19 protein-coding genes and 1 tRNA gene are annotated in these 19,742 nt (G+C 59.9%); 15 read left to right on the forward strand and 5 right to left on the reverse strand.

Going from position 1 to position 19,742, the window contains the following annotated elements; all coding sequences use genetic code 11:
- Positions 1-97 precede the first annotated feature (97 nt).
- The 4 genes from V7651_RS08785 to V7651_RS08800 all read left to right on the forward strand — a co-directional run bounded on the left by V7651_RS08785 (position 98) and on the right by V7651_RS08800 (position 4,208).
- A complete protein-coding gene (locus tag V7651_RS08785) occupies positions 98-2,101 on the forward strand; it encodes an acetyl-CoA carboxylase biotin carboxylase subunit (protein WP_035534618.1) in 2,004 nt (667 codons plus the stop codon).
- A 93-nt stretch (positions 2,102-2,194) separates the two neighbouring features.
- The gene (locus V7651_RS08790; protein ID WP_335612943.1) at positions 2,195-2,731 is read left to right on the forward strand and encodes a DUF805 domain-containing protein; all 537 of its coding nucleotides are present in this window, start codon (positions 2,195-2,197) and stop codon (positions 2,729-2,731) included.
- 149 nt (positions 2,732-2,880) lie between these two features.
- The gene (locus tag V7651_RS08795) at positions 2,881-3,417 is read left to right on the forward strand and encodes a DUF805 domain-containing protein (RefSeq protein WP_035534616.1); all 537 of its coding nucleotides are present in this window, start codon (positions 2,881-2,883) and stop codon (positions 3,415-3,417) included.
- Positions 3,418-3,440: 23 nt separating this feature from the next.
- On the forward strand, positions 3,441-4,208 hold the full coding sequence (locus tag V7651_RS08800) for a hypothetical protein (RefSeq protein WP_335590528.1): 768 nt from the start codon (positions 3,441-3,443) through the stop codon (positions 4,206-4,208).
- Here V7651_RS08800 and lipB read toward each other — a convergent pair.
- Positions 4,193-4,891 (reverse strand): lipoyl(octanoyl) transferase LipB, encoded by a 699-nt coding sequence (gene lipB, locus V7651_RS08805; RefSeq protein WP_335612944.1) that lies wholly within the window; start codon positions 4,889-4,891, stop codon positions 4,193-4,195. The two genes, V7651_RS08800 and lipB, sit on opposite strands and share 16 nt — an antisense overlap.
- An 86-nt stretch (positions 4,892-4,977) precedes the next feature.
- On the opposite strand from lipB, the gene V7651_RS08810 reads away from it, so the two are divergent.
- The 4 genes from V7651_RS08810 (at position 4,978) to V7651_RS08825 (ending at position 6,617) form a co-directional block, all read left to right on the forward strand.
- Positions 4,978-5,062, forward strand: a tRNA-Leu gene (locus V7651_RS08810).
- A 112-nt stretch (positions 5,063-5,174) separates the two neighbouring features.
- A complete protein-coding gene (locus tag V7651_RS08815) occupies positions 5,175-5,420 on the forward strand; it encodes a hypothetical protein (protein WP_035534610.1) in 246 nt (81 codons plus the stop codon).
- 452 nt (positions 5,421-5,872) lie between these two features.
- Positions 5,873-6,265: a PRC-barrel domain-containing protein gene (locus V7651_RS08820; protein WP_335590530.1), complete on the forward strand. Its 393-nt coding sequence runs from the start codon at positions 5,873-5,875 to the stop codon at positions 6,263-6,265.
- 79 nt (positions 6,266-6,344) lie between these two features.
- Positions 6,345-6,617: a hypothetical protein gene (locus tag V7651_RS08825; RefSeq protein ID WP_035534606.1), complete on the forward strand. Its 273-nt coding sequence runs from the start codon at positions 6,345-6,347 to the stop codon at positions 6,615-6,617.
- 3 nt (positions 6,618-6,620) lie between these two features.
- On the opposite strand, the gene V7651_RS08830 is transcribed toward V7651_RS08825, so the two are convergent.
- Positions 6,621-7,190: a tetratricopeptide repeat protein gene (locus V7651_RS08830; protein ID WP_335612945.1), complete on the reverse strand. Its 570-nt coding sequence runs from the start codon at positions 7,188-7,190 to the stop codon at positions 6,621-6,623.
- Between the two features lie 472 nt (positions 7,191-7,662).
- Between V7651_RS08830 and mgtE the strand changes: the two genes are divergently transcribed.
- From mgtE to V7651_RS08845, 3 genes are all read left to right on the forward strand, one after another.
- The gene (mgtE, locus tag V7651_RS08835) at positions 7,663-9,081 is read left to right on the forward strand and encodes a magnesium transporter (RefSeq protein ID WP_335612946.1); all 1,419 of its coding nucleotides are present in this window, start codon (positions 7,663-7,665) and stop codon (positions 9,079-9,081) included.
- A gap of 108 nt (positions 9,082-9,189) precedes the next feature.
- Positions 9,190-10,413 (forward strand): lysozyme, encoded by a 1,224-nt coding sequence (locus V7651_RS08840; protein WP_335612947.1) that lies wholly within the window; start codon positions 9,190-9,192, stop codon positions 10,411-10,413.
- Positions 10,414-10,459: 46 nt separating this feature from the next.
- Entirely contained in the window at positions 10,460-11,632 is a 1,173-nt protein-coding gene (locus tag V7651_RS08845; protein WP_035534598.1) for an isovaleryl-CoA dehydrogenase, read from the forward strand.
- On the opposite strand, the gene V7651_RS08850 is transcribed toward V7651_RS08845, so the two are convergent.
- Together V7651_RS08850 and V7651_RS08855 are read right to left on the reverse strand one after the other, a co-directional pair.
- Positions 11,629-13,617, reverse strand: a complete 1,989-nt coding sequence (locus V7651_RS08850) for an ATP-binding protein (protein WP_335612948.1) — start codon at positions 13,615-13,617, stop codon at positions 11,629-11,631. The two genes, V7651_RS08845 and V7651_RS08850, sit on opposite strands and share 4 nt — an antisense overlap.
- Before the next feature lie 107 nt (positions 13,618-13,724).
- Positions 13,725-15,521 carry a patatin-like phospholipase family protein gene (locus V7651_RS08855; RefSeq protein WP_335612949.1) on the reverse strand — a complete coding sequence of 599 codons (1,797 nt, stop codon included), beginning with the start codon at positions 15,519-15,521 and terminating at the stop codon, positions 13,725-13,727.
- A gap of 117 nt (positions 15,522-15,638) precedes the next feature.
- Here V7651_RS08855 and V7651_RS08860 point away from each other — a divergent pair, with 117 nt between their 5' ends.
- From V7651_RS08860 to V7651_RS08875, 4 genes are all read left to right on the forward strand, one after another.
- The gene (locus tag V7651_RS08860) at positions 15,639-17,246 is read left to right on the forward strand and encodes a carboxyl transferase domain-containing protein (protein ID WP_335612950.1); all 1,608 of its coding nucleotides are present in this window, start codon (positions 15,639-15,641) and stop codon (positions 17,244-17,246) included.
- A gap of 107 nt (positions 17,247-17,353) precedes the next feature.
- On the forward strand, positions 17,354-17,665 hold the full coding sequence (locus V7651_RS08865; RefSeq protein ID WP_335612951.1) for an EF-hand domain-containing protein: 312 nt from the start codon (positions 17,354-17,356) through the stop codon (positions 17,663-17,665).
- 168 nt (positions 17,666-17,833) lie between these two features.
- Entirely contained in the window at positions 17,834-18,418 is a 585-nt protein-coding gene (locus tag V7651_RS08870; RefSeq protein WP_335590537.1) for an NAD(P)H-dependent oxidoreductase, read from the forward strand.
- A gap of 146 nt (positions 18,419-18,564) precedes the next feature.
- Positions 18,565-19,368 carry an enoyl-CoA hydratase-related protein gene (locus V7651_RS08875; protein WP_335612952.1) on the forward strand — a complete coding sequence of 268 codons (804 nt, stop codon included), beginning with the start codon at positions 18,565-18,567 and terminating at the stop codon, positions 19,366-19,368.
- On the opposite strand, the gene V7651_RS08880 is transcribed toward V7651_RS08875, so the two are convergent.
- Entirely contained in the window at positions 19,352-19,708 is a 357-nt protein-coding gene (locus V7651_RS08880; protein WP_335612953.1) for a hypothetical protein, read from the reverse strand. The two genes, V7651_RS08875 and V7651_RS08880, sit on opposite strands and share 17 nt — an antisense overlap.
- Positions 19,709-19,742 lie beyond the last annotated feature (34 nt).

Here is a 19,742-nt window from a genome sequence, read left to right on the forward strand (position 1 = left end):
TCTGGCAAGCCAATTTGACGCTTGGGCAGTGTGGACAAGAGCGAGCCCGCAGCTTAACTCGAACCCGATATGAATTGCCAAACAGGCTAGGGGTGAAATGTTCAAGAAGATTCTGATAGCCAACCGCGGCGAAATTGCTGTTCGCGTGATCAAGACATGCCGCCGCCTGGGCGTGAAAACTGTGGTCGTTTATTCCGATGCCGACGCTGGCTCGATGGCCGTGGAGATGGCCGATGAGACGGTCCATATCGGCGGCTCGCCAGCGTCTGAATCCTACCTCGTGGCCGATAAGATCATCGACGCGGTGAAGAAGACCGGCGCCGAGGCCATCCACCCAGGCTTTGGTTTCCTTTCCGAGAACCCGGCTTTCGCCAAACGTCTCGAAAAAGAGGGCATCGGCTGGATCGGCCCGAACGCACACGCCATCGAAGCCATGGGCGACAAGATTTCATCGAAGAAGCTGGCTGCTGAAGCCGGCGTGTCGACCGTGCCGGGCCATATGGGCCTGATCGAGGACACGAAGGAAGCCGTGAAGATCTCCAAAGAGATCGGCTATCCTGTGATGATCAAGGCGTCGGCAGGCGGCGGCGGCAAGGGCATCCGTGTCGCGGCCAATGACAAGGAAGTCGAAGAGGGCTTCCCGGCCGTTAAGGCCGAAGCAAAATCGTCCTTCGGCGACGACCGCGTCTTCATCGAGAAATTCATCCTCGAGCCGCGCCACATCGAGATCCAGGTGCTCGGTGACAAACATGGCAACTGCATCTACCTGAACGAACGCGAATGCTCGATCCAGCGTCGGAACCAGAAGGTTATCGAAGAGGCGCCTTCGCCGCTGCTCGATCCCGAAACGCGCAAGAAGATGGGCGAACAGGCTGTCGCGCTTGCCAAGGCTGTGAACTATGACAGCGCTGGCACGGTGGAATTCGTGGCCTCCGGCAAGGACAAGGGCTTCTACTTCCTTGAAATGAACACCCGCCTGCAGGTGGAGCACCCGGTCACCGAGATGATCACCGGCGTCGACCTCGTCGAGCAGATGCTGCTGTCCGCCTATGGCGAGACGATGAAGCTCAAGCAGTCTGATATCGGTATCAATGGCTGGGCCGTCGAAACCCGTGTGTATGCGGAAGATCCGTATCGCAACTTCCTGCCGTCCATTGGCCGCCTCAAGCGCTTCCATCCGCCTGTCGAAGGCAAGCTGGGCAAGGGCGAAGTGCGCATGGACAGCGGTGTGCGCGAAGGCGACGAGATTTCCATGTTCTACGACCCGATGATCGCCAAGCTTATCACTTGGGGCAAGGATCGCGACACGGCGCTCGACACACAGGCCGAAGCGCTCGACCGTTTCTACATTGAAGGCATCCAGGACAATATCCCGTTCATTGCGGCTGTGATGGACGAGAAGCGCTTCCGGTCCGGCAATATCACCACGGCATACATCAAGGACGAGTTCCCCGAGGGCTTCCACGGCGTCGAGCCGACGAAGCTGCAGGAGACGCAGCTGATTGCATCTGCCGCTTATGTCCACGGCTTCATGTCGCGCCGCGCGCAGCTGGTCACAGGGCGCATGTCGCCCGTACCGGAAGCACGCAAGGACTGGGTCGTCATCCTGGGCGACAAGCATCATCCGGTGCAACTTGAACTGGGTGAGGATGGTGACGCGCAAATCACGATCAATGGCGGCAAGCCGCATTCGCTGGTGACGAGCTGGGAGCCTGGCCAGCACCTGATCGAGGGCGTGCTGGACGGAAAGTCCTTTGCTGTGAAGTTTGCTGACCGGACCGAAGGCTATCTCTTCCGCCATCGCGGCGTGGCCCTGCGCGCGTTGGTTTGCACGCCAACCGTGGCAGATCTGCATTCGCGCCTGCCCGAGAAGGAAAAGCCGGATACGTCGAAACTCGTCATCTCGCCGATGCCGGGCCTTGTCGTGTCGATGGATGTGGAAGTCGGCCAGGAAGTGCAGGCTGGTGAAGCCGTCTGCGTGGTTGAGGCGATGAAGATGCAGAACATCATCCGCGCAGAAGCAACCGGCACCGTGAAAGCGATCAATGTCGAAGCGGGCGCCAGCGTTGCGGCTGACGAGATCATGGTCGAGTTCGCCTGATCGGTCTGAGTTGATAAGGCAATTATAGGCATTTCACTGGCCCCGGGCCGGTGTTTCCGTTACCCTGCGTGAAGGCCATGCAGGGAGAGCCCCATGAATCTTTATCTCAGCCCGAACGGGCGTATCGACCAGCCCACTTACTGGCGCGGCGTGATCACGCTGTTCGTCATCAGCGCCGTTGTCTCGGTTTTGTCGGCGTTTGTTTCGCCCTTTCTCGGCCTGCTTGGGCTTGTCGTCGTGTGGCCGTGGATTGTGCTGCATGTGAAGCGTTTCCATGACGCGGATCAGACCGGCTGGATCACGATCGGCATGGTCGTGCTCGCGATCATCCTGTCGACGGTCCTCAGCTTCATTTTGCCTGCCTTGTTCGGCGTGGATGCCGCGGCCTTACAGGCAGAAATGATGCGCGACATGGAAGATATTTCCTCCAGCAACGATCCGGGCGCGGTACTGGCTGCCAGTATGGAGGCTTCCAAGAAGGTGGCGCAGGCGCAGCTACTCCCGAGCATACTGTCGACCGCTATCGTCACTGGCGTGATCGGCTTTGTGATGGGCCTGTTCAAGTCCACGCCTGGACCGAACAAGTATGGCCCACCGCCTGGCATGGGCCCGGTCGACACATTCGCCTGAGCCAAAGGGCAGTGTGATATGTGACTTTCAAGAGCCGGAGGCCGTCTCCGGCTCTTTTGTCTTGCATGAATTTATCGTTTATTGATAAGAGGCGCCAAAGGCGCTAATACGGGCGTCAAACGGCGTCATACCGAGGAGACTGCCCACTCATGGACGTGCAACATGTCCTGCTCAGCCCCAAGGGCCGTATTGGCTCCAGCGACTTCGGTCGCGGCCTGATCCTGCTCACGGGAATCATGATGCTCGTTCAGATCGCTTCAGCACTCGTCGCGCCAGCTTTCGGCATCCTGCAATACCCGCTGGTATTCTCCTATGTCTGCGTGTTCGGCAAACGGCTGCATGATGGTGGCCGCACGGCGTGGTTCTATCTGGCCTTCCTCGCCGGCTATTTCTTCATCGTCACGGTGGGCAGTGCCTTCCTTCTGCCTGTCCTTTCGCCAGATGCCTTCTCGATGCAGGCGGAATTCCAGAAAGTGGCGCAGTCCGGCGGCATTGCGGCGGCGTTCGAGGCCATGACCCAGGACGCTCAGAAACTCGCGCGGCAATCCGTTCTGACCACGATTGTCACCTTCCTGATCGCCAGCGGTATTCTTGGTCTTATCGGCGGACGGCTGAAGTCTGATCCCTCCAGCAATGTTTATGGCCCGCCAACCGCCAGGTCAGACCAGCCCGGCACATTCTCTTGATGCTTTCGCAGGACACATCACCGATGCAAGATTCTTCCGCCATGATCGACCCGCACCGCCCCTGGATCCTTGATCGCCGTGACGACCCGGCTGCGATGAACTGGATCCAGACCCTGTTCAATCCGATGGGCAAGTCCAGCAAGTTGCATTTCAGCCGGGCGTGGACCTTCATGTTCATGGGGCGCCTGCTGCTCTACATCGTGCCGACCTGTGTGGTGGCTGTGCTGGCCGTGGCAGGCGTGCAGACGGCGATGCTGAACAAGCCGGTCAATCTGGGCCCCGTGCCTGTGCCGACGCTTCTGGTGCCCTTCGTCGTGTTCGTGCTGGTGACCGAGTACACATCCTTCGTGGCGCACCTGCGTAGGCTGGCCGAGGCTGGGCGCTCCACCCTGCTGGCGGGTATTGTGTTGATCCCGCTGATCCTTGCCATGCTGGCCTTTGCAGGCGGCGTGGCAGGTGGCATTGCACAGCATGAGGCGCAGGTCGCCAAGGTGGCGCTGGAAAAGGAAATTGCTGCCGACCCTGCGAAAGCCGCTGCTGCCAAGGCGGAAGAGAATGCGAAAGCCCCGCAGCGGCGTGGCCCGCCTGCTGAACCGCAGACAGCGCGTCAGATGGCAATTGGTGGTGGCCTCGGCATGGCTATCCCTATCTGGATGCTGGCCTCATTCGGCGCCATGCTTTGGACGCTGCTTTACGTCGCCCGCATGCCGAATGGCGGCGTAGGGGAATTCCACACCGGTAGCCACATTCCTGAAAATGAAGGCCTGCGTCGGCCCTACGAAACCGCCTGAAGCGGACACGGAACGGTCACAAGGCGGCTCGCGAAGACGCGCTCAAAGGCATCACGCAGGGCGATGTCGACGTCGTCCATACTGGCCGGAATGCCGAGATCGACCAGGCTGGTGACCCCATAGCGCGGATCAGCGATGCCGCAGGGCGTGATTCCCGAGAAATGCTCGAGGTCCGGCTCCACGTTCAGCGAAATGCCGTGATAGCTGACCCAGCGTTTCAGCCGCACGCCGATCGCGGCGATCTTGTCTTCACGCAATGAGCCACTCGCCTGTGTGCGGTCGACCCAGACGCCGACGCGGCCGTCACGCGGGCCTGCCTCTACATTGAAAGCGGCGAGGGCTGTAATGATCCAGGTTTCCAGGTTCTGCACGAACGCGCGCACGTCACGTCCACGGGCCGATACGTCGAGCAGCACATAGGCAACCCTCTGGCCGGGTCCGTGATACGTGTACTGGCCGCCACGACCTGCATCAAACACGGGGAAACGATCTGGTGCTTTGAGGTCTTCGACCTTGGCGGAGGTGCCGGATGTGTAGAGCGGCGGATGCTCCAGAAACCAGACGAGTTCGGGCGCTTCGCCCTCCCGAATCGCCCGCGCACGGGCCTCCATAAAGGCGATTGCGGCCTCATATGGTATCGGGGCATTGGAAACGGCCCAGTCGACGTCAGGAAATTTCTGCATGATAGGTGGCATATAGGCGATAATCGGGGCTTCACAAAGGTTAGCGCGCGCCTTATACGGCCCGTCTGCCTATTACAGACCAGTGTGCGGTCATGGCGGAATTGGTAGACGCGCAGCGTTGAGGTCGCTGTGGGGCAACCCGTGGAGGTTCGAGTCCTCTTGACCGCACCATCTGGCCCTCTTTTGGGGGCCAGCCTTCCGTGACAATCCGCACATCGCAACCTTTCGGTATGGGTCACGTATGTCTTCCAGCGCTGTGGATAATGCGCGGGGGATTTCGGATATGAGTGATTTTCTTGGATATCTGGCCATGGCGACCGGCATTGTTGCTGCCGTGCTCGTGTCAGCCAATCTCAGCCGCAAGATTACAGGCTATGCCTTTATTGTATTCACGGTCTCGTCAATTGTCTGGGTGATTGTGGGCACTTTCAAAGGCGAGCCGCCGCTGATCATACAGAATGTGGCGCTGACAGCCGTGAACGTGTTCGGCATATATCGCTGGCTCATACGCAAAGAGAAGCCGTCATGAAAAAGCCACCCGGAAGGGTGGCTTTGGTCAGGCCTGAATGTGCTGGTGGGTGGGACCCTGGTAGGTCAGAAGCAGGACTTTACGTCGCCGCAGACTGGTCGCGAGGCGGGCGCGCTGTGCCACGCATGTCAGCGCACACGCGAGTCCGGTAAAAACCATAGCACAAGCGGCACGGATGTTACCGGTCGATATTACATGGCGCAGGCTAGCGAGGTTTCCGCCTCTCCGAAGGGTGGCAGTAAATGACTGTTGGGGGGAGGACGTTCGTTTCATGCAGTTTAGAACTGCCGATGTGCGTTTTGGTTCCCGCAGATTAACCGACCCCTCAGCATCTTTTTAAGCGTCGGCGCAGGGTGTGGAAATTTCGCGGAAATTAGGGAACGCTAATCGCCGTCATCTGTTGATTCACCAAGGGGTTATAATCCCGAACCCAAATGAATGGAGAGGAAAGCATGACTGATACAATGACACGCCCATCCACCCAATCGAACAATGCGCTGATTAGCTCGGCCCGCGTTGAAGGCACGCACGTCTATAACGCAGCTGGTGAGAAGCTCGGCACGGTCGACGCAATCATGATCGACAAATACGAAGGCAAGGTCGCCTACGCCGTCATGTCCTTCGGTGGTTTCCTTGGCATCGGTGAGCAATATCACCCTCTGCCTTGGCAATCGCTGGACTATGACGAGCGCAAGGACGGTTATGTGGTCAACATGACGACTGATCAGCTGAAGGCCGCACCGACACTCGGTAAAGACGAATATGATCGGTTGAAGGACCGCATCTATGGTGCAGCGATTTACTCCCACTATGGCCATACGCCATACTGGATCCCGATCGCCTAGGATCCCATACAAGTAGATCCGGGGCCGGTGCCATTGGCATCGGCCCCTTTTGCATCGCAATGTTTTGCAGGAGGACGCCATGACCGAGATGCTTGATGCCACACTAGAGGGCCGCTTGCTGGCCCAGCGCCAGATCCTCGCTGAACTGCTTGCTGCCTGTGACCGGGCCGGCGGGCCGCTATCAGACTGGGTCAGGGCTTTCGTCGCTGACGACTATGGTCCGAAGGACTATGCAGAAGACCCCGGCGCCGTGCCGAATGCGGCATTCGCGGTGGAAAACATAATTGCCGAGGAGAAGCGGATGCTGGCGTCTGAAACCCAGCGTATCCTCGATGCCGATGCGCGTGGCTAACCGTCACTCGACCTGAGCGATCTTGAAATACTGAAGCATGTCACGGGCGGCCACATAGTCTGGCTTTATGGCGGTCGCCGTTTTTAGGTCTTCATAGGCAAGGGCGATGTCATTGCGTGCCCAGTGGGCCAAGGCGCGATTGTAGTACGCGACATGCTGGCGCTTGGGGCTAACTGTCTGGGGATATGAAAGTACGTCAATTGCCTCATCAAATCGGCCAAGACGGACAAGCACAGCGCCGAGATTGATGGCAATATCCGGCGATGCGGCGGCGCTGGCATTTGCATCTTGGAGATGCGATAGCGCGGTGTCCAGGTTACCCTGCCTCATCAGGATGATACCCGTATTGGCAAGCGTGGCTGCACGGGTGGCGGGTGATAGCGCCTCGTCATTGAGTGCAGCCTCGCAGAGATGCAGGACAGTGTCCGAGTTCTCGTCCGGAACAGCGACACGCTGGGCGCATGTCTCAGCCTGGTTCTGTCCGTAATGATAGATGATCGCTTGCGCATTGGCGGCCGGCACGGATGCGGCGACGACGAAGACTGCGATAGGGAAGAAGCCGAGGATTTTCATCTACTAAGCCTTTCTGTTAGTGCATATACACTATATGGGGTGCGCAAGGGCGCACTGGTGAGAAAAGGCCCCGTCCGGCGATGGGCCAGACGGGGAAGTTGCATGCCGGTAAACGGAGGGCTGGCTGACAGCTTGGGTCGACACGACACACAGAATGATATTAAAGTGTATATACACGTTTATCTCATCGTCAATGTGAATTTTGCCCGAAGACAATGCAAATAAGTGTTCCGTTGATGCTCCCTCAGAAAACTGCAAATGGACGAAATAGGGGGGGGGCTTCAAAATATCCCCATGTCCTGCTGCCCGTGAATGGTCTGCCTAAGTCTAAAGGGGCTCGCCCGCTGTGGCGGAAGGCACAGGGCCGTATGGAGGAAGTGCTTGGCGAGGCGAAGCCGCGGTATCTCTCCGCTGCTCTCTTTCTGATACGGCAAGAGATCATCGTCGAAGCCTGATCCGCTCATGACTCCGCTTGCCGAAACGCATTAAGCCCGGCAAGAACAGCGCCATGACGGACACTTCGCAAACCATGCCTCCGGCGCCGGACGCTGCCGAGATTGATGCGGCCCTGCTGGCGGACATGTCGGATGCCGTTGAAGAACGGGACGTCCGCTGGCTGGCTCGCACGCTGCAGCGCATGCACCCGGCCGATGCCGCCGATGCGCTGGAACAATTGCCGTATGACACGTTCGAGGAAGCTGTTGAGCTACTCGGCGGAGAGCTCCCGCCGGACATCCTGATCGAGCTGCGCGATTCCTATCGCGAAGGCGCCGTTGATGTTCTGCCGGACCACGCGGTCGTCAACGCGCTCGACGAGCTTGATTCCGATGATGCGACCACAATTCTGGACGACCTTGAGGATGATCGCCGTGAGCGCATCCTTGAAGATCTTGCTCCTATTGACCGGGCCCAGCTGGAGCGTGGCCTCTCCTATGATGAAGAGACCGCCGGCCGCCTCATGCAGACAGAATTTGTGGCCTTGCCCGAATTCTGGACCGTCGGTCATTCCATCGACCATGCCCGAAAGCTGGGAACGGAACTGCCGGAAGTTTTCTACGAGGTTTATGTCACCGACCCAGCGCACCGCCTGATCGGCGTTGTCTCGCTGGCCACGCTACTTAGGACACCTCGCGACTCGCAATTGTCGGACATCATGGAAGACCCAATGTCCAACATTACGACCGATATGGATCAGGAGGAGGTCGCCTACCAGTTCCAGAAATACTCGCTGGCTTCCGCCCCGGTAAAGGATGCTGCCGGTCGCCTCGTCGGGATGATCACGGTCGATGATATGGTGGACGTCATCCAGTCTGAAAACACGGAAGACCTTCTCTCCCTTCTCAACGTCAGCTCTGCCGACGGTTCGGACAGTGTCTGGGACACGGTGAAGGCGCGTGCGCCCTGGCTCGCGGTGAATCTTTTCACGGCCTTCATTGCATCCGCCATCATCTCCATCTTCGAGGGCACGATTGAGCAGCTTGTCGCGCTGGCCGTGCTCATGCCGGTTGTCGCGGCGCTAGGTGGCAATGCCGGCAGCCAGGGCCTCGCAGTTGCCGTTCGCGCCATCGCCGAGCGCGAGCTGGACGGTCCAGCCGCGCGCCGCGCCGTTTTGCGTGAATTCCTTAGCGGTACGGTTAACGGGGTTATCTTCGCCATTGGTGTCGGCATCATCGCCTTCCTCTGGTTCCATCAGGTCAAGCTGGCCCTTGTGATCGCCGTCTCCATGCTGGCCACGTTCATGTGGGCAGGGCTGTCGGGTATTCTCGTTCCGCTGAGCCTAAAGCGTCTTGGGGCCGACCCTGCCGTGGCCTCGTCCGTCTTCGTTCTGACGCTGACAGACGTGATGGCTTTCTTCAGTTTCCTGGGCCTCGCGACCCTCGTTTTGCTGTAATTTGGGGTGTTTCTGAGCAGTGATTTCGCCGCGCAGGCGAACAGGCGCGCCATTTGCAGAGTGGCGCGATAGTAAAAGTCCAATTGTATCAATACGGGAGCCATCCGAATGGCCCGGCCAATGCGAACGTCTCGACAAGGTCTCGAGCTCATCAAGAGCTTTGAGGGTTTCCGTGCGCGCGCGGCCCAGTTGCCAACGGGCATATGGATCATCGGATACGGGCATACCCAGTCGGCCCGCAGAGGCCTGACGGTTAATTCTCAGGACGCCGAACTCCTTCTGCGCCACCATGATTTGCTCGCCGTCGAGCAGGCGATTGTCGACCGTGTTTTGGCCCCGCTGAGCCAGAACGAGTTCGATGCGCTGGTCTCTTTCGTGTTCAATATTGGCATAGATGCCTTCATAGCCTCCGATGTGCTGGCCCATCTCAATAGTGGCGACCGGCTGCAAGCCGCCGATGCGCTGAGCTTCTGGCGCAAGGGTCAGATTGAGGGCGAAATGCGCGTCATTGATGCGCTTGTCCGTCGCCGGGCCGCTGAAAAGGCCATGTTCCTTGAGCACCCGTCGGGTCGCGCCTCCGTCCCGTCGGCACTCGTGGCGCCCATGCTGGATGTCGCTGCGTCGCTGATGACACCGCGCGAGCGGGCCGTCATCGTGGAGACCCGTGTTGACGGTGACCGCGCGACCGCCGCCAAGGCCAAGCCTGCCAGCAATTCTCCGCAAGCCGCCGCCCGCGCCGTCAACGAGCGCCTGACGCGGATATTGGGTGAGAACGCAACGCTCGCATCGGGCCAGACGCCGCCCGTCGCTGACAATGACAGTTCCCATGACGGTCCCAGCATTGACGAAATCACTCGCGCGGTTTCTGCGCTGGCCGATCCGCTCGGCGTGGATGAGCCGTCCAGTGTGATCGACGTGGCCAAGGGGCCGCCGGAAGGCATCGAACGGCGCCGCACGCCGCGGCCGCCGTCATATGAATCGCCCCTCGAATTTGGCGGCGGCATGCTGCCACCGGCAGAACCGATCCTCGTGGATGACCTCGAGCAGGTCCGCATCAGCGACGAAGAGATCGAACGTCGTCTCGCCGAGAATGACAATTATCACGACGATACCTGGTATGAGGTCATGCGCGAAGGCTGGCCTTTTGCGCTGCTTGCAGGGCTTGGCATTATCGGTTTCCTGATCGGCATCGACCGCTTCTTCCGCGAGGCATACAAGCTGGCCGGTCGCACGTCGGATATCTATATCGGGCCGCTGCTGGCGCTTGGTAGCGGCGTCATCCTCGTGATTTCCGCATATTATCTCATGCGTGTCCTTGTGCGTCGCACCTGACGTATTTTCCGCTGACAGGCAGGGCAGGCCCTGCTAGTCAGGCAGCATGATCCCGAACACATATCCCACCCTGAACTTCGATCTCGGCGAAACCGCCGATATGATCCGCGAAACCGTGGCAAGCTTTGCCCAGGCCGAGATCGCGCCCCGCGCTGCGGAAATCGATAAGACCGACACGTTTCCGCGCGACCTGCTGCCCAAGATGGGCGAGCTTGGCCTGCTCGGCATCACGGTCGAGGAGGAATGGGGCGGCACAGGCCTTGGCTATCTCGAGCATGTCGTGGCGATGGAGGAAATCTCGCGCGCGTCTGCATCGGTTGGGCTCTCCTACGGTGCCCACTCGAATCTTTGCGTCAACCAGCTGCGCCGCTGGGGCACTGACGACCAGAAGGCGCGCTACCTGCCGAAACTGATCTCCGGCGAGCATCTCGGCGCCCTGGCCATGAGCGAGAGCGGCGCAGGCTCGGACGTGATTTCCATGAAACTGCGCGCCGATAAGAAGGGCGACCGCTATGTGCTCAACGGCACCAAGATGTGGATCACCAATTCGCCGGATGCGGACACGCTGGTTGTGTACGCGAAGACCGATCCGCAAGGCGGCTCCAAGGGCATCACGGCCTTCCTGATTGAGCGGGGCTTCAAGGGTTATTCTGTGGCCCAGAAGCTGGACAAGCTGGGCATGCGCGGGTCCGAGACGGGCGAACTTGTGTTCGACAATTGCGAAGTGCCGGAAGAGAACGTCATGGGCCCGGTGGGCGCTGGCGCACGTATCCTGATGAGCGGGTTGGACTATGAGCGCGCGGTGCTGTCAGCAGGCCCTACGGGCATTATGCAGGCCTGTATGGATGTAGTTATTCCCTACATTCACGACCGCAAACAGTTCGGCCAGTCGATTGGCGAGTTCCAGCTGATCCAGGGCAAGCTCGCCGACATGTACGTTCAGATGAATGCGGCCAAGGCCTATGTCTATGCCGTCGCCAAGGCTTGCGACCGGGGCGAGACCGCCCGCAAGGACGCTGCAGGCGCCATCCTCTACGCGGCTGAAACGGCCACGAAGCTCGCCCTTGATGCCATCCAGATTCTTGGTGGTAACGGCTATATCAACGAATATCCGACTGGCCGCCTGCTGCGCGATGCCAAGCTTTACGAGATTGGTGCGGGCACGAGCGAGATCCGCCGCTGGCTGATCGGCCGGGAATTGTTCGGCGAGACAGCCTAGGCGCTGCGCCTGTCCGGATTTGGCCGCGCTGCGGCAAGGCATGATTCCATAACGGTGAGGATCGAGCGCTGGTCAATCGGCTTTGACACATAGCCATTGAAGCCTCGCGCGATATATTTCTCACGGTCACCGCGCATGGAATCGGCGGTGAGGGCGATCACAGGAGCACTTGCATTCGGGCCATCGCCGGCACGCAGACGGTCCAGCGCGCGTTGGCCGTCCAGCTCAGGCATGTTTATATCCATCAGCACAAGGTCGAAAAATTCATTGCCAAGCCTCATGAGCGCTTGCAGGCCATCACATGCTTCATGAACTTCATAATCGTTCTGCTCAAGGAATGACCGCGCGACACGGCGGTTGATGGCGTTGTCATCCACGACAAGTACGCTGGGTGCGACGCGGCCATCCTCCAGCGAGGCTTTTCTGGTTATTCCGAGATCGGTGTCTCGGGCAGGTTTTGGAACGGAGATGGGCCTCTCCTGTCTCACGATCTGGCTCTCGAGCGTCAAGGTAAAGATGGATCCCTTGTTCAGCTCGCTGGCGACAGTGATGTCGCCGCCCATCATGCGAGCGAGCTTTCGTGAAATGGGTAGGCCGAGGCCGCTACCCCCATATTTTCGCGTGGTGGATCCGTCGGCCTGAACAAAGGATTCGAATATCTGCGCCACCTTTTCGTGTGGGATTCCACATCCGTTGTCAGAAACGTGGATCGTGATCCGCGATGTGTCTTCGCCCCGTGTTTCAGCAGTTGCAACGATGAGGATGTCGCCCTTTTCCGTGAACTTCACGGCGTTTGAGATCAGGTTTCCCACACATTGCCGCAGACGCACTGTGTCGAGCATGAGGAGTGCTGGCACGCTGGGGTCGATGACGAGCCGCAGGTTGATGCCCTTCTCTTGCGCGACAGGCTCGTAGAGTTTGCAGACGCGGTTAAGCTTGTGTCGCAGGTCCGCCTCGACAAAGGAAAGCTCCATTCGACCCGCTTCAATTTTGGACAGATCCAGTATGTCATTCAAGATCGCCAGGAGCGATTGACCCGATTCCAGGATAATGCTGACCTGTTCGGCCTGGGCCGTTGTCAGCTCTCCTCCCGTGAGGACCTGCGACATACCAAGAATGCCATTCAGCGGCGTACGCAATTCATGGCTCATATTGGCCAGGAATTCCGATTTCAGCTGCGTGGCATGCTCCGCCCGCTGGAGCGCCGTGGCGAGGTCATGGGCGAGCTTGCGATCTGCGCGGACATCGCGGGCATGCGAGATGAAGATGCGCTCGCCGCGCACCTCGGAGTAGAGGCTCGTCAAGGCGGTTGAGACGATGATTTCTTCACCGGACTTGCCGATGAGCGTCACGTCCATGATCTCCTGTTCGATCTTGCCGCCCCACATTTTCGTGCCGGCTTTGACCACGGCCTCATGATCTTCGCGGCGCATGATAACCTGGCTGGATTTCCCCTCGAGCTCTCCGGGCGCGTAACCAAGCAGGTCGTACAGGGCCTGATTTGCATAGATGATGCGGCTGGTTTCGGTTGTCAGCGTGATCGCCTGCACGGCATGGTCAAAGGCCGAGCGAAACATCTCCAGCCAGTCATTGGCCTGATCGCGCGCATGAACGAGATCGGTTATTTCAACCGAGCAGATTACGCATCCGTCGCCTTTTGGCATTATGGAGTAGCGAACAACGGTGCCTTCGAGGTGCTTCAGGCGTCCGTGCGGCGTTGGTGTGCGACTGCTATTGAACAATTCGCGTGGCTGGCCCGTCTCAATGCAGAGAACAGCGTCAGAAAACATGTCGGATTCACGATAGGCGGGGTCGATGTCGCACACGCGCTGGCCGACGATCGACCCACCTTCGGGTAACACAACCCGGTTGGACATCTCATTGGCATAGACCCAGATGAAATCCACGATCTGGCCCTGATCATCCCGGACTGGCGCTAACTCGACAATCGTCAATGGCAATATGTCGACGATGGTATCGTCCATCTCAGTCTTCCTCCGCAGGGCGCCAGGCGGCATCTTTGCCTCTATAGCGTATGCAGAATGGCCTGATCTCGGTTAACGGGGCGTTTCAGAGCTTAGGTGGATACGGATCATTCAGTGCAGCACTTTTCCTTGATATCGCTGGTCTCGAGCACTTTCTTGGCAGCGTCATACCCGGCCTCGACAGTGGCGTCATAGGCCTCCCAGTCTCGCAGTTCTGTGTCGATCAGATCCGGCAGGATTAGCACATCGGTCATATCGCGGCCAAACGTGCGGTCTGCCCGGATGGTTGCCGCACGCATCAACAGGCCGGCAATTGGCGGGGCCGCCGAGAACCCGTTACCCAGAACCCAGCGGAAGAAGTTGGGTGGGTTGATGAATTCTTCCACATCCAGCCCCTCAGCCTGTTGCGTCACGTCGCAGCCGACCACAAAGCCCCGGTGCATTTCGCGCATCACATCAACCGGGAAATTGTTCAGTACGGCGCCATCGACCAGCACATCATGACCGTCCACCACTGGCGGCAGGATGCCTGGCAAAGAGATAGTCGCGCGAAGGGCCTCACGCAGGAGCCCGGTGCGATGCAGTCGCAACGTGCCAGTCGTCAGATTGGTCGAGGTGGCAAAGAAGGGAACGTCCAGGTCGCAGATTTCCGCCTCGCCGAAATGCTCTTTCAGGCGGGCATTCACGCGCGCGCCTTTGACCATGCCGACAACAGGCAGGTTATAGTCCCCCAACGGATTGGTCTCGACAAAGGCCTTGCGGATGCGCCGGTCGATCTCGTCATTGTCCCAGCCCATGGCGACACAGGCTGCGATAACCGCGCCCATGGATGAACCGCCGACAAAGTCGATTGGTATGCCAGCCTCACGGATGGCGCGTACCATGCCGATATGGGAATAAGCCCGTGCCCCGCCGCCTGACATCACCACCCCGACAGACCTGCCTGACATGACACGCGCCAGCCGCGCGCAACTTGGTCCCTGTACGCCGGTCCAGTGGAAAACCCGGCTGCCACCAGACGCATCGAGCCACTCGACCGGCCGGGCGGCGCGTCGCTCATTGCCGTGATGGAGCAGCACGACGTCGACCAGTTTCAGGGCAAGTGCCGGGGAGTCTTCCGTCGGCATGAGCGGAATGGAGGGCCGCGCATCGGCGCGCGCCATGACCCATATCCGGTCTGCCTGCCGGATCGACAGCCTGAACCAGGTATTGTCGCCGATGGTCGAGATCAGGATTACGACATCATGGCGCAGTTCGAGATCGTCAAAGAAGGCTGCTGGTTTTTCGTCGCCTTCGGCCTCGGCAATAATGACGGTTGTCTTGCCGGCGCGTGAGAGGCTGTCTGCCAGCGCCTTGGCCCGCAGGCTCAAATCTATTGTGGGCGATGTGCCGACCAGCGTGAATACTTTAGGCGCGGCCCGTGTCGAGCGCTGACCCGCCTTGCCGAGGCGGCGCAGGATCACGCGGATCATGGCCTCCAGCAGTTCAGGCTCAGCTTTCACCATGCGCTGCCAGCCCTTGCGGGTGATCGCGATCACTTCGGAATCGCGGATGGCGTAGACAGAGCCGGTATGCGGCGCATTTTCCGGCGAGCCGTCGCCGTCGACATCGAGCCCACCCAGGAACAGCGCCATCTCCCCGCAGGGCTCACCAGCGCGGATATGGCCAATGAACTCGCTTGCGCCTTCCGGGCCTTCGTGGAACGCGCCGAGCGTGCCCGAGAGCACAAAATAGATTGAATCGGCCGGCTCGCCCGTTTTGAACAGGGCGCCGCCCGCAGGCAGTGAATACCATTGGGCCTCTTTGCCTGCCGCTTTCATGGCGCGCGCCGGTACATCCTTCAGGAACGGGATGTTCTTAAGGGCCGGGGTGATGTCGATGCTCATAGGTTTGAAGATGCCCATTCCAGAAGGTCCTTCCAAGTGGGAACCCTACCTGAACTCTCTCAATATTGGGTTACAGTCGCGTGACAGCGGCCTGCGCCCTCGTTAAGCAGGCTTCAAGCCCTTGAGGGAGGCATCATGCCCGTACTGAAATCGAGTCTCGACGTTGCCGGTGCGGGCTTTGCCCGCAATCGCGCCGCCATGCAGGCCCTGCTGGATGAACTCGCTGAAAAGACCGCTGCTGCGGCGCTTGGCGGGCCTGAAGCGTCCCGGCAGCGCCACACAGAGCGCGGCAAACTGCTGCCACGTGAGCGTGTCGAGCGGCTGGTCGATCCGGGCAGCCCCTTCCTTGAGATCGGCGCACTGGCAGCCCACGGCATGTATGATGGCGAGGCGCCCGGGGCTGGCATCATTACGGGCGTTGGCCGCATCGAGGGCCGCGAATGCATGATCGTCTGCAATGATGCCACCGTCAAAGGCGGCACGTATTACCCGCTGACGGTCAAGAAACACCTGCGCGCGCAGGAGATTGCCCTCGAGAACCGCCTGCCATGCATCTATCTTGTGGACTCAGGTGGCGCAAACCTGCCGCACCAGTCCGAAATCTTCCCGGACCGCGAGCATTTCGGTCGCATCTTCTACAATCAGGCCCAGATGAGCGCGAAGGGCATCCCCCAGATCGCCGCCGTCATGGGCAGCTGTACCGCTGGCGGCGCCTATGTGCCCGCTATGAGCGACGAGACCATCATTGTGCGCCAGCAGGGCACCATCTTCCTCGGTGGCCCACCACTTGTGAAGGCTGCAACCGGCGAAGTCATATCTGCGGAAGACCTTGGCGGCGCTGACGTCCATGCGCGCCAGTCGGGCGTGGCGGACCATTACGCCGCCCACGACTCCCACGCCCTTGCAATCGTGCGCTCGATTATCCGCACGCTGGCCACGCCAAAGCCCCAGCCCTTCGAACTGACCGCACCTGCCGAACCACTCTACGACCCCTCTGAACTCCACGGCCTCGTCCCGCCGGACCTGAAAGAGACCTATGACGCGCGCGAAGTCATCGCCCGGCTCGTCGACGGTTCGGAATTCCACGAGTTCAAGAAGCTTTACGGCGAAACGCTCGTCTGCGGCTTTGCCCGGCTCTACGGCATGCCCGTCGCAATCCTGGCGAACAATGGCATCCTCTTCTCCGAAAGCGCCCAGAAGGCCGCCCATTTCATCGAACTGGCCGACCAGCGCCGCATCCCGCTGGTCTTCCTGCAGAATCTCACCGGCTTCATGGTCGGCTCGAAATACGAGGCCGGCGGCATCGCTAAGGATGGCGCCAAGATGGTCACCGCCGTCGCCACCGCCAGCGTGCCGAAGTTCACCGTCGTCACCGGCGGCAGCTTCGGGGCGGGCAATTACGGCATGTGCGGCCGCGCCTATTCGCCCCGCTTCCTGTTCATGTGGCCGAACGCGCGCATCTCGGTGATGGGCGGCGAACAGGCCGCCTCCGTGCTCGCCACGGTCAAGCGCGAAGGCATCGAGCGCAAGGACGGGGAATGGTCCGCCGAGGAGGAAGAGGTCTTCAAGCAGCCGATCCGCGATCTCTACGAGGCCGAAGGCAACCCGTATTTCTCCACCGCGCGCCTCTGGGACGACGGCATCATCGACCCCGCTGACACACGCCGTGTCCTCGGCCTCGCGCTCTCCGCCAGCCTCAACGCCCCATTCCCGGAGCGTGGCTTTGGCGTATTCAGGATGTAAACATTACATCTTGTTCGTGAACGGCTTTTCACGCCCCATTAATGCCACATTGTGACAGGGTCAGCCTGTCGCAACCATTGCGGCAGGCATGAAAAGGAGAGGCGGCCATGGTGCGACGTGCGAATTTCCTTCTGGTGGCGGCGATGATGACGGCCCTCATCGGCCATGCCGACCAGCTACCCGATTTTTCCCTGTTCGATGTCGATGATGACGGCCTGATCTCGGAGGACGAATACGTCTCCCAGCAGACCGGCAGCCGCAAGGCATCCGAATCTGAGGCCATCGCCAAGTTCACCCGGCTCGATCTCGATCAGAACCATACCGTTTCCGAAGAAGAGCTCCTGCGCGCCGTACAGGCCTGGCGCGGCGAGACAGATGAGACATCCGTGTCAGCAACCGATCTGGCGAACAGTCAGTAATTGCGCCCGACATGGAAGGGGAGAGGGCCTGTCCCCTGGCAGGCCCTCTTTGCATTCATAAGGGTGCCTTGAATCTACCGGGCCTCTGTCTAGGGGCAAGTCCGTATGGGCCCGCATCTTTGCACCTGCCAGACTGGCGCCTCAGGATCATCTTGAGGACGTTCACCCATGACCCGCATCTGCATCATCGACGGCCACCCCGACCCGGCCCCGCACCATCTCATTCACGCCCTGTGCGATGCCTATGCCGAAGGGGCGGCGCAGGAAGACCACGCCGTCTCGCGCATCAACGTGGGGAGTCTCGATTTCGGTTTCCTCAGCACACCGGACGATTTTGCTACACCGCCACCTGAGCCCATGCTGAGCGAACGCCGGAAAATCGCCGACGCTGATCATCTGCTGATCGCCTTTCCGCTCTGGCTCGGCGGCATGCCGGCCAAGCTGCGCGCCTTCTTCGAACAGGCGGCGCGGGCAGAATTCTTCCTCGCCGCATCCGACAGCGCCCATAAATGGCCCATGCAGATGATGAAGGGCAAATCCGCCCGCACTGTCATTACCATGGGCATGCCAGGTCTCGTCTACCGTTTTGGCATGGATGCCGGCGCCCTGCGCGCACTCGAGCGCGGCGTCCTCGGCCTGTCCGGCTTCGGCCCGCTGCACCACACCATTCTCGGCGGGGCCGGTGAGGTCGATGAGGCCAAGTTCAAGCGCTGGTGCACCGACATGCGCATCTTCGGTCGCGAGGCTGTCTGAGCGGCGCTTGCAGGTGCTTGTGAAGCATGGCTTTTTCCGCAGTTGTTCCGGTTGCCGCAGCGGGCGTTCCGGCCTTATCGTGCTCGCTGACGGCCCGATAGTCCGGCACAGTGCCTGGAACCCGCTCTCATACGTCAGGAAACCGCATGACCGACACTGTTTACGAAACCATCACCCTTCAGGCCACGCAGGAAGGCCTCGCTGTCGTCACGTTGAACCGGCCTGACGTGCACAATGCCTTCAATGCGCTCGTCATTGAGGAACTGAGGGACGCTTTCGAGGTGATTTCCGATCAGGAAACCATCCGGATGATGATCCTGCGTGGTAATGGCCCGTCCTTTTCGGCAGGGGCTGACCTTAACTGGATGAAGCAGGCCGCTGAACTCCACACCAGGGATGATAACGAGGACGACGCGCAGAAATTGGCGGCCATGCTGCAGGCGCTCTACGACATGCCCCAGATGACGTTGGCGCTGGTCCACGGTGCAGCCATGGGCGGCGGCGCAGGGCTTGTCGCGGCGTGTGACGTGGCCGTTGCCATGACCGGCACCAAGTTCCGCTTTTCGGAAGTGCGCCTTGGCCTGACGCCCGCCACCATCAGCCCCTATGTGATCGACGCCATCGGGCCGCGGCGGGCGCGGGCGCTGTTCGTGACGGCTGAGACATTTGATGCCGAATATGCAGAGCGCATGGGCCTCGTTCACTATGTGGTGGCCGACCAGGCCGGGATGACCGCCATGGAAGAGCATATCGCCAATCTCGTTTTCGCCGCTGCGCCTGGCGCAATAGCGGATGCCAAGAAACTGGTGGCGGATGTCACTGGCGAGATTATCGACAAGGATCTTGGCCACGAAACCGCGCGCCGTATTGCGGCCCGTCGGGCTTCGGATGAAGGCAAGGAAGGCGTCGCGGCCTTCCTTGAGAAGCGCAAGCCTAGTTGGAGCCGGTAACCAGCTTTTCGGTCGCGGTCTTCACAGGCAGGCCCATATCTCCAAGGAATTCAAGGGTCGCGGCTACGGGGTTTATCCCGGTCATTTTCGTTATCGGTGTCTGGAACACATAAACCAGCACGCCGAACATGATGATGTAGATGACAAACTGCATCGCCGATTTGAGCAGGAATGCGCCAGCGCTGCCCGCCACAAGCCCAACACCGCCAAGGATGAGTGCCCCGGCAATGGGCGTCAGGTTGCTGACGTCTGCCGCTTGCGAATAGCCGATATAACCACCGACCGCCGCGCCAACGATGCCGGCAAGACCGCTCAACTGAACTCCGGATGCATAGGCCATTTTTAGTCCCCTCGATTGACTATGGTTAACCCTT

Origin of the sequence: Hyphomonas oceanitis (genome assembly GCF_036964545.1) — a bacterium.
Classification (GTDB): Bacteria; Pseudomonadota; Alphaproteobacteria; order Caulobacterales; family Hyphomonadaceae; genus Hyphomonas; species Hyphomonas oceanitis.

Bases quoted from the DNA above. Each gene is read 5' to 3' on its own strand.
- V7651_RS08785 (WP_035534618.1), top strand. From the start codon at position 98: ATGTTCAAGAAGATTCTGATAGCCAACCGCGGCGAAATTGCTGTTCGC.
- V7651_RS08790 (WP_335612943.1), top strand. From the start codon at position 2,195: ATGAATCTTTATCTCAGCCCGAACGGGCGTATCGACCAGCCCACTTAC.
- V7651_RS08795 (WP_035534616.1), top strand. From the start codon at position 2,881: ATGGACGTGCAACATGTCCTGCTCAGCCCCAAGGGCCGTATTGGCTCC.
- V7651_RS08800 (WP_335590528.1), top strand. From the start codon at position 3,441: ATGCAAGATTCTTCCGCCATGATCGACCCGCACCGCCCCTGGATCCTT.
- lipB (WP_335612944.1), bottom strand. From the start codon at position 4,891: ATGCAGAAATTTCCTGACGTCGACTGGGCCGTTTCCAATGCCCCGATA.
- V7651_RS08815 (WP_035534610.1), top strand. From the start codon at position 5,175: ATGAGTGATTTTCTTGGATATCTGGCCATGGCGACCGGCATTGTTGCT.
- V7651_RS08820 (WP_335590530.1), top strand. From the start codon at position 5,873: ATGACTGATACAATGACACGCCCATCCACCCAATCGAACAATGCGCTG.
- V7651_RS08825 (WP_035534606.1), top strand. From the start codon at position 6,345: ATGACCGAGATGCTTGATGCCACACTAGAGGGCCGCTTGCTGGCCCAG.
- V7651_RS08830 (WP_335612945.1), bottom strand. From the start codon at position 7,190: ATGAAAATCCTCGGCTTCTTCCCTATCGCAGTCTTCGTCGTCGCCGCA.
- V7651_RS08840 (WP_335612947.1), top strand. From the start codon at position 9,190: ATGGCCCGGCCAATGCGAACGTCTCGACAAGGTCTCGAGCTCATCAAG.
- V7651_RS08845 (WP_035534598.1), top strand. From the start codon at position 10,460: ATGATCCCGAACACATATCCCACCCTGAACTTCGATCTCGGCGAAACC.
- V7651_RS08850 (WP_335612948.1), bottom strand. From the start codon at position 13,617: ATGGACGATACCATCGTCGACATATTGCCATTGACGATTGTCGAGTTA.
- V7651_RS08855 (WP_335612949.1), bottom strand. From the start codon at position 15,521: ATGGGCATCTTCAAACCTATGAGCATCGACATCACCCCGGCCCTTAAG.
- V7651_RS08860 (WP_335612950.1), top strand. From the start codon at position 15,639: ATGCCCGTACTGAAATCGAGTCTCGACGTTGCCGGTGCGGGCTTTGCC.
- V7651_RS08865 (WP_335612951.1), top strand. From the start codon at position 17,354: ATGGTGCGACGTGCGAATTTCCTTCTGGTGGCGGCGATGATGACGGCC.
- V7651_RS08870 (WP_335590537.1), top strand. From the start codon at position 17,834: ATGACCCGCATCTGCATCATCGACGGCCACCCCGACCCGGCCCCGCAC.
- V7651_RS08875 (WP_335612952.1), top strand. From the start codon at position 18,565: ATGACCGACACTGTTTACGAAACCATCACCCTTCAGGCCACGCAGGAA.
- V7651_RS08880 (WP_335612953.1), bottom strand. From the start codon at position 19,708: ATGGCCTATGCATCCGGAGTTCAGTTGAGCGGTCTTGCCGGCATCGTT.